The sequence below is a fragment of the Capnocytophaga sp. oral taxon 863 str. F0517 genome (genome assembly GCF_000466425.1).
Classification (GTDB): Bacteria; Bacteroidota; Bacteroidia; order Flavobacteriales; family Flavobacteriaceae; genus Capnocytophaga.
This window is the reverse complement of the sequence record NZ_KE992153.1, coordinates 1-4,574: the sequence shown is the minus strand read 5'-3', so window position 1 is coordinate 4,574 and position 4,574 is coordinate 1. Positions and strand designations below refer to the sequence as shown.

7 protein-coding genes and 1 pseudogene are annotated in these 4,574 nt (G+C 30.9%); all 8 read right to left on the bottom strand.

Annotated features, from left to right (window positions below):
- Positions 1 to 165 precede the first annotated feature (165 nt).
- Positions 166 to 786, bottom strand: coding sequence for a hypothetical protein (locus tag HMPREF1551_RS06780; RefSeq protein ID WP_155851614.1), 621 nt, complete (start codon positions 784 to 786; stop codon positions 166 to 168).
- Between the two features lie 5 nt (positions 787 to 791).
- The gene (locus HMPREF1551_RS06775; RefSeq protein WP_021628336.1) at positions 792 to 1,205 is read right to left on the bottom strand and encodes a hypothetical protein; all 414 of its coding nucleotides are present in this window, start codon (positions 1,203 to 1,205) and stop codon (positions 792 to 794) included.
- Between the two features lie 3 nt (positions 1,206 to 1,208).
- Positions 1,209 to 1,841 (bottom strand): RHS repeat-associated core domain-containing protein, encoded by a 633-nt coding sequence (locus HMPREF1551_RS13965; protein ID WP_021628335.1) that lies wholly within the window; start codon positions 1,839 to 1,841, stop codon positions 1,209 to 1,211.
- 111 nt (positions 1,842 to 1,952) lie between these two features.
- The gene (locus HMPREF1551_RS06765) at positions 1,953 to 2,204 is read right to left on the bottom strand and encodes a hypothetical protein (RefSeq protein WP_021628334.1); all 252 of its coding nucleotides are present in this window, start codon (positions 2,202 to 2,204) and stop codon (positions 1,953 to 1,955) included.
- Positions 2,205 to 2,860: 656 nt separating this feature from the next.
- Positions 2,861 to 3,274, bottom strand: a complete 414-nt coding sequence (locus tag HMPREF1551_RS14205; RefSeq protein WP_021628332.1) for an RHS repeat domain-containing protein — start codon at positions 3,272 to 3,274, stop codon at positions 2,861 to 2,863.
- Between the two features lie 12 nt (positions 3,275 to 3,286).
- A complete protein-coding gene (locus HMPREF1551_RS14510; protein WP_083476187.1) occupies positions 3,287 to 3,367 on the bottom strand; it encodes an RHS domain-containing protein in 81 nt (26 codons plus the stop codon).
- Between the two features lie 55 nt (positions 3,368 to 3,422).
- Positions 3,423 to 4,223, bottom strand: a complete 801-nt coding sequence (locus tag HMPREF1551_RS06755; RefSeq protein ID WP_021628331.1) for a hypothetical protein — start codon at positions 4,221 to 4,223, stop codon at positions 3,423 to 3,425.
- Positions 4,224 to 4,239: 16 nt separating this feature from the next.
- A pseudogene (locus HMPREF1551_RS13960) lies at positions 4,240 to 4,574 on the bottom strand (hypothetical protein); the annotation flags it as partial.

The window sequence follows — 4,574 nt, the reverse complement described above, 5'->3', positions numbered from 1 at the left end:
TCGCCTTCTTGGTTGTAGGCTTCTATGGGGGTGCAGATTTTTTCCTAACTGCAAAATTAAGAAATACCAGCCTTATTTACAAGCGTTTATAAAAATTTGTCCTGTACTAAGATAATTTTTCTATGATAAGTTCTTCTGATACATTATTTTATAACAACAAATGAACTATTCTAGTAGTTCTTCTTCATATTTATTGAGAAGATATTTAAAACTTTCTGTGGATATTTTTTTTACTTTTGGATAAATAGTTTTTAGATACATTTTAGAAACCTTATCATTAAATCCTAAAAGAATATCTAACAACACATTGAGTTCATATATTGTTTTAACCTCAAATAACAAATCAATGTATGTTTTATATTGTTTTTTTATATAATCATCAATAATTGCTGTAACCCTATTTAGCTCAGTATTTTCAGATTTTGTGAAATAAACAAAAGGAGTATTATGTATAGTGGCAGATGTTTCCACGTAACTTCCGTTAGAAGAAATATCATTTCCCTCAATAATCTCAAATAATAAGTCTAAAAGGTAATCTCTATACGAAGATATTTTTATAAACTCATTCAGAAAAGGAAGTACGTAGACTGCTACTTCAGACAACCCTGATTGTACTACAATCTGATTGTCTAATTTCCAATAATTTTCCTTTCGTGTTCCTTTATTAGTATTAGTTAAAGCAATTAACCTCTCTACTATATCATAATTTACATAGCCCTCACAATCCTTTAGTTTTTTCCAATTAATACTATTAGCTACCTTAATTATACTATAAATTCTATTCATAAAATTCATTCTTTCTCAGAATTCCTATTTATAATTTTTATTAAACTTATTATTTGATAGTAACTCACTTCTAACCAACTATCTAAATCTTTATTGTCAGTATTATTGTCAATAATAAACATATTTTTTTTTATTATTTCGCCTGTTCCATAACTGATATCCGAGTTAATTATTAAATTTCTCTTCGAAGTTTCTATTTCTATAGATAATACGACTTCATCAATCCATTCTTCTGAATTAACTTTCCAAGAAAAAGGGGTTACTGTGCTAATATACCAATCTTTACCACTTTCTCTTTCAGCATTTTCTATTTTAGAATATGAAATTTTTACAGACTCATTATTCTTTATATTATTTACAATAATCTGTAATTTTGGAACTAAATATTGTTGTTCCCATTTTTCTAAAAAAAAATCCATAATTTATTTTTTATATAACTTGACAGTGTCTACTCTTGATTTTTTGATTTGTTCTGCCAAAGGATTAGGAAGTTCATCAGAACCTTTTAAATCTCCCCATTTTTTCATTTCTATACCATCTATATCATTTGCTGGCTTTATACTAATATGACCATTCCCATCGTCAATAGCAACTAATTTATCTCCGAGTTTAGATAAATCTATTACTTGTGCTTTATCTGCTTTTGGTAATCTTTGTTTTAAGGTATCTGTATCTGAAAACATTGAAAGACCATTTAAATCTTTAGGTAAAGAAGGGGTATAATTATTTAGTGTATTCCCGCCAGCTCTATAAACTAATCCCTCTGTCAAAATATCACCAGCTAATAATCCCCAAATATCCACCCAAGCATTACTATCACTTACATAAGCAAACACATTAAACCCACCTAAGAGTTTAATCGGGTCTTCACTTATATACCTCCCCGTTTCAGGGTGATAATACCTAAATCGGTTGTAGCAGAGTTCTATTTCGGGATCGTAGTACTGCCCTTGGTACTTGAACGGACAAGTGGTGGGGCTGTGCTCAGTACCTAAGTCGTATAAGCCTGTGTTGTAATTGAACTCAAAGGGTTCCTTCCATTCGTGCAGTGGCACATTGCCACTCCACAAAAAGTGAGTAGTGGTGCGGCTAAAATGCTTGGTCAGGCGCCTGCCAAGAGCATCGTAAGTAAAGGTTAGTTATTAGGCTATGAAAAATAATAATATCTAATTTTTTCCGATTAAAGTACCTATTAAATATGGATTTTTGGTATTCTTAATATATTCTATAATATTCTCATCACCATACTCATCTAACCATAATTCAATTCTATCCCCAATATCATGAAAATTAGTTTTTTTTATCAAATCATATAAGTCTACCATTTTTTTTAATGAGTCGAATGGATCTATATCATAATTATCCTCATATTTTGTGAGCTCTTTCATGCAAAAATTATAAAATTCATTATCGTTCATAATATTTTAGTTTATTATATTACCATTCTATCTGAATATGTGCTTCTCTTTCTCTTCCTCTACTAGGAAGAGGTTCATTACTATCATTATATTTTGTTACATTTGGTCTATCTTCTCCCCCGCTGGCGCAAGCTTGTAGCTTGTGCCCAATTCAAAATTCACAATTCCCTCCCCGTCCTACCTATCCCATTTGTCGCACTTGTCCCACAATTCATAATTTCCCGCCGCCTTTGTACTTCTCTATAAGGTTGCCATCGTCATCGTATTTAAACGTCCAGCCGTGCCATTTCTTTAAGCGGCTCACATACTGCCGCTTTGCACCCGTGCGGCACTATCATTTACATCGTACACCCTTGTAAGGTAATTGTACTCAAAGGTTTCTTCCCATTCAAAAAATTAATCAATTATAGTAAAATCAAATAGATTCTTTAAATACAAGCAAAATTCATCTATCTCTTCATATGAAAAATCGGATGAAAACTGTATTAAGTACTCTCCACTTTCATTAAAAAATAGCCATATCCATTTTTTTTTAAATTGTAATATTAATAGATTATCATAGCTATCCTCTTTTATAAAAAACTCTTTTATTAAATTTATAAAAGTTTTTTTTCTATTTTTATGTTTGACTTAATAAAAACACTTTTTGACATTTTCTATTTAATTATTTCAATAAGTTCATCAGGATCCCTAATAACAAAAGCACCTTGTTTATCTATGTCTTTTGCAGGAGTATCTTTATAATTTGGGGCAAATAAGATGACAGGATCATCATTAGGATTAATCCTTTTATCATTAATTAATCGTTTAATTTGTGGAGCTTTCCCATCTTTTTCTCCATAAACCTTACTATTCAACCCCAATAAATCTAACCACCAATTCGTATCACTTACATAAGCAAAAAAGTTAGGTTCTCCAGATAAGAATCTTATTGGGTCTTCACTTATATACCTCCCCGTCTCGGGGTGATAATACCTAAACCTATTGTAGCAGAGTTCAACCTCATTGTCATAGTACTGCCCTTGGTATTTGAATGGACACCTAAAGTTCTCTTTTGGTGCGAGCCGCACGGGCAAGGTGGTTTAGCGGTCTTGTTCGCGTTCCCATATCAGTTCGCCTTCTTGGTTGTAAGCCTCTATGGGGGTGCCTAAGTGGTCGGTGATGATGGAGTAATGCTTACCATAGTTTTCAATACTATATCACTACTACTTTTAAATATCACACTATATTTTTAGTTAATTTTAATTCTAAATTAAATCTTTGAATATCCTTATTGCCTGACAAAGCAATTCTTTCCAATTGAGGCATATTCTCAAAGTATTCAAAGGAAAATTCAGCAACTTTACTTATAATAAAAAGAGTTTTAAGTGAAGATAAATCTTTTAAAAATGAAAAATCACTTACATTATTTGCCTTAATATAGAGATACTCTAACTGTTGAAGGGTTCCTACCTCTTTTAAACTTTTAATTTTAGAAAAATCGCTCAGTTCTAAGTATTTAATACTCGTATTACCTTCCAAAAAAGATAGCGTTTCAAGTGGTGTTTTTAAAATACGTAATCTTTTAGTAGTATACAAACAATTAGTATTTTTTGGAAACTGCTTTCTATTTAGTCCTGCAACAGTTAAATCTGTAATTGTTGGAATGTCCCATACATTTTCTATTCCTTTCCTATTCCAAGAAACAAAGTGTTCAATATAAGGAAATTTAGAGAAATCAATATATGTTTTATCATCATTATCTAAGGATAAATTCCTAATAGAAGTACATTTGTGTATCTCATTAATATCTTTTATATTTGTCCAATGTACAGAAAGTTTTTCTATAAAATCAAATTCTGTAAGATTGGGCATAATATAACTATTCCAAGCAGGTTTTTCAAAATCACTTATAAATATCAAATTTTTAAGTGAATTTTGCTTCATATACGTTGCTAAAGAATTTATATTGTTCTCTGTAGCTATTTGATAGCATACATCAGAAAGTTTAAACTTCCATATAGGGTATTTTTCTTCCATATAAATATTATACTTATTAGCTGTTTTTCTTGGCAATATTATCTGTCCCTTCAGGACGTCTTTTATTTGCAACATTAGGATCGCCTATTCCTCCATGCTCCTTAATTGTTGTTGCTTCTTTCATCAGAACTTCCTTATCTGATTTATCATTCATATTTATAATAGTTAAACTATCTAAATCTTTGACTAATAAATGATCATTTCTCATATGTTGCATCAATCGATCTCTTGCATAAGTACTACCATTCAACCCCAACAAATCCACCCAAGCATTCGTATCACTCACATACGCAAAAAAGTTAGGCTCACCAGATAAAAATCCTATCGGGTCTTCACTTATATACCTCCCCG